Source organism: Klebsiella sp. WP3-W18-ESBL-02 (assembly GCF_014168815.1).
In the GTDB taxonomy this organism is placed as follows: Bacteria; Pseudomonadota; Gammaproteobacteria; order Enterobacterales; family Enterobacteriaceae; genus Kluyvera; species Kluyvera ascorbata_B.
The window spans coordinates 1-2760 of sequence record NZ_AP021982.1 but is presented as its reverse complement, the minus strand read 5'-3'; the positions used below and the strand labels follow the sequence as shown (position 1 = coordinate 2760).

4 protein-coding genes are annotated in these 2760 nt (G+C 46.5%); 3 read left to right on the top strand and 1 reads right to left on the bottom strand.

Features of this window, described 5'->3' with window-relative positions:
* Window positions 1-440 precede the first annotated feature (440 nt).
* The gene (locus H7R56_RS27555) at window positions 441-863 is read right to left on the bottom strand and encodes a helix-turn-helix domain-containing protein (protein WP_227674764.1); all 423 of its coding nucleotides are present in this window, start codon (window positions 861-863) and stop codon (window positions 441-443) included.
* Between the two features lie 199 nt (window positions 864-1062).
* Between H7R56_RS27555 and H7R56_RS27550 the strand changes: the two genes are divergently transcribed.
* The 3 genes from H7R56_RS27550 to H7R56_RS27540 all read left to right on the top strand — a co-directional run bounded on the left by H7R56_RS27550 (window position 1063) and on the right by H7R56_RS27540 (window position 2660).
* Entirely contained in the window at window positions 1063-1293 is a 231-nt protein-coding gene (locus tag H7R56_RS27550; RefSeq protein ID WP_064138467.1) for an AbrB/MazE/SpoVT family DNA-binding domain-containing protein, read from the top strand.
* Complete coding sequence (locus H7R56_RS27545; protein WP_182928892.1) at window positions 1290-1628, top strand: type II toxin-antitoxin system PemK/MazF family toxin; 339 nt, start codon at window positions 1290-1292, stop codon at window positions 1626-1628. Before H7R56_RS27550 ends, H7R56_RS27545 begins: the two co-directional genes overlap by 4 nt.
* Window positions 1629-2459: 831 nt before the next feature.
* Complete coding sequence (locus tag H7R56_RS27540) at window positions 2460-2660, top strand: antitoxin VbhA family protein (RefSeq protein ID WP_182928891.1); 201 nt, start codon at window positions 2460-2462, stop codon at window positions 2658-2660.
* Window positions 2661-2760: the final 100 nt, after the last annotated feature.

The window sequence follows — 2760 nt, the reverse complement described above, 5'->3', positions numbered from 1 at the left end:
TCGTTAAATCCGACCCCTTTGCGGTATTTCTGCCGCGCCTGCGGCTTGCCCAACGTCTCACGGCCACACAGTAAACTGTGCACCCGTTCATCGTTTCTGGGGGCTCAAAATTTTCGGACTAAATACGTCGTGATGAAATAATTCATCGACTGTTTAGGAGAAAACTATGAAATATCTAAATCTGCTCGAGCTGATACTCAACTGCCTAAAGACAGCCGCGGATCTGTGGGACTGGCTGCATCTGAACAACTTCTTTTTTGAAACATTCGGCCTGCTTTTGTCATGAAATGGAGTTGTGCCTGTTCATGTGCATAGCCATGCAGATGCGCAGAAATCATCAGGGGCGTTTTTCAGGGTTTGAGCCGGGGGAAAGTACCGGAAACGAGTCACTCGCGGCAGAAACGCGCTGAGGGCCTCTGCGGGGGTGCGGCCAAGAGATGTTATGGTAAATTAGTACTTGAGGGCGCATCTTGCAGGTTTGCTAAAATGTCGATGAGTGGTTCTATACCATAGACATTGCTTAACCCCTTATCACCGCTCGACTTCGACCTTATCTTTCTTGTTATTATCTTTTTTTTCAATAGCTTATTTATTGTTCTTTGTACTGTTCTTGGATGTTGGTTAATTCTGTCTGCAAGGGTTGATATAGCTGGAAATGCTGGCATATCACCGTAGTGGATGAACGAAATCAGATGTATAAGTAGAAGCAGCTCAGTATTATCCAAGCCTAATTTTTTTTGATTATATAACAAGGAGTTAGGTATTGTCGTCCATCCGTAGTTTTCTAAGGCCGTAAAACCCCAGCGCCCCGCTAAAATCATTGGTATGCTTTCACGGCGAATTTTTTTATCGTTTGATATCATATAGATAAGTGTTTATTTAATTTTTTTTTGAGAAAAAGTCATCGTCACTACTAGATACTAATAAGTAATTATACTTATTAGTATCTAGTAGTGACCCTTTTTAGGGTGGCGTGTACGCCACCCTTATAATGTAGGTGGGTTGGCCTATAAAATACAACCATAGTTTACACATTGTTTATCCATCTGCTTTGGAGGTATTATGACTACGGCTATCGGTAAGTGGGGTAATGGTGCGGGTTTGCGCATTCCTCAGCCGTTCATGAAGCAGCTTGGGCTTAGTATTGGTGATGAGGTTAAATTCCACGTCACGGAGAAAAAATTAGTAATAACTAAGTCTGGCCCAACGCTCGAGGAACTGCTGGGACAGTGCAATCCGGAAAATCGCCATCAGGAATATTTTTGCGAGTCTCAGGGTAAGGAGATGCTGTGACACAATATTGTCCGGCTAGAGGTGATGTGATTTTGTTGGATTTCAATCCTCAATCGGGTCATGAGCAGGCAGGTAAAAGGCCTGCTCTTGTCATTTCTGATGACATGTTTAATCAGGTGACTGGCTTTGCAGTCGTTTGCCCAATCACTAATCAGTCAAAAAATTATCCATTCGAGGTGCCTGTAGTTGGTGCTAAAAAAACTACAGGTGTCATTTTGGCAGATCAGTTCAAGTCTTTGGACTGGAAATCAAGACAAGCGCATACCGTTGATGCTGTCTCGGCTGCTACTGTTGAGAGCGTAGTTTCTCTTGTTTCAAAGATAATCAAAGCTTAAAAAAAAGGCCGGCTAGATGCCGGCCTTTCTAAAGTGATCTGCTGGTAACAGAACACTTTAAGGTAACTGCTCTACAAGGGAACAGTCACCCGAACTTGTGATGTTAGTTTAGCGTTTTATCGCTATGCGCATCAAGATATTCGCTTGCGATTATTTTATCGCCTCCCTTGTAGAGTTTTTACCGTTGGCTACTGCCAATGGCGATTCGTCGTGTCTTCAGAGATTGGATTCAAGAGAGTAGTTGCTCTGAAGGCGTGGTAGTCGGGTTGAACGGGGAGTTCGTGCATACAGCCCAGCTTGGAGCGAACCACCTAAAAGGAGCCCAGTTGCACGGGAAGGAATGAGAAAACGCCACCTTACGGCGGTCTGCAACGGGTAAACCTCACGGTGGGAACAGGAGAGCGCACGAGGGAGCGACTCATCGGAAACGGTGGGGATCTTTAAGTCCTGTCGGGTTTCGCCACTTCTGATTTGAGCACCGGAAATCACCTGGTTTCTGTGAAGCTTGTCAGGAGGGCGAAGCCTTTGGAAAACCGGCAATCCCCCAGACTTTCTACATGGCTTTCTGTATGAGCTAGTAACGCTCGCCGCAGAGTCATGACCGAACGAAGTGAGCGAATGACCGAGGAAGCGTAATGTCTGTAATGCTGAACAGGACTTGTATCGCTCGGTACGCCTGTTTCCTCCCTGATTACACACTCTGCTGCCACGGTTTCCTGTCGTTTTCCACTTTTGCCTGCACAGCTATACACCGGCAACATCCGGGCAGGACATGTAAAGTTAGCTAACTTTACGCCTGCCTTATTCGCATGACTGCTCAAAGGAAAATCCATGACTGATGATCGGATACTGCAACTTCGCCTCATCGGTTTCCGCAAGGCTGAGACTTCTCTGAGACTTGAAGGGATGGACCCGTCAGGAAAGTCGCTTTATGAGTCCGTCAAGGCGCGGATTCTTTCCGGTGAGCTGACCTTCGACGAAGGTCGTGCTGAGATACGGGCGCACTACCAGAAGCGTGAGAAAAGTAACTGACGTGGACAGGAAATGTTTTGTGGTCACCGCCGCTGCGTCGGCGCCACAAAACAGCGGGACAAGATGTGTTTTTGGAGTACCGCCGACACCCTTTTGTTGC

Excerpts from the sequence above, each read along its gene's own strand:
- H7R56_RS27555 (WP_227674764.1), bottom strand. The coding sequence starts at position 863 with ATGATATCAAACGATAAAAAAATTCGCCGTGAAAGCATACCAATGATT.
- H7R56_RS27540 (WP_182928891.1), top strand. The coding sequence starts at position 2,460 with ATGACTGATGATCGGATACTGCAACTTCGCCTCATCGGTTTCCGCAAG.
- H7R56_RS27550 (WP_064138467.1), top strand. The coding sequence starts at position 1,063 with ATGACTACGGCTATCGGTAAGTGGGGTAATGGTGCGGGTTTGCGCATT.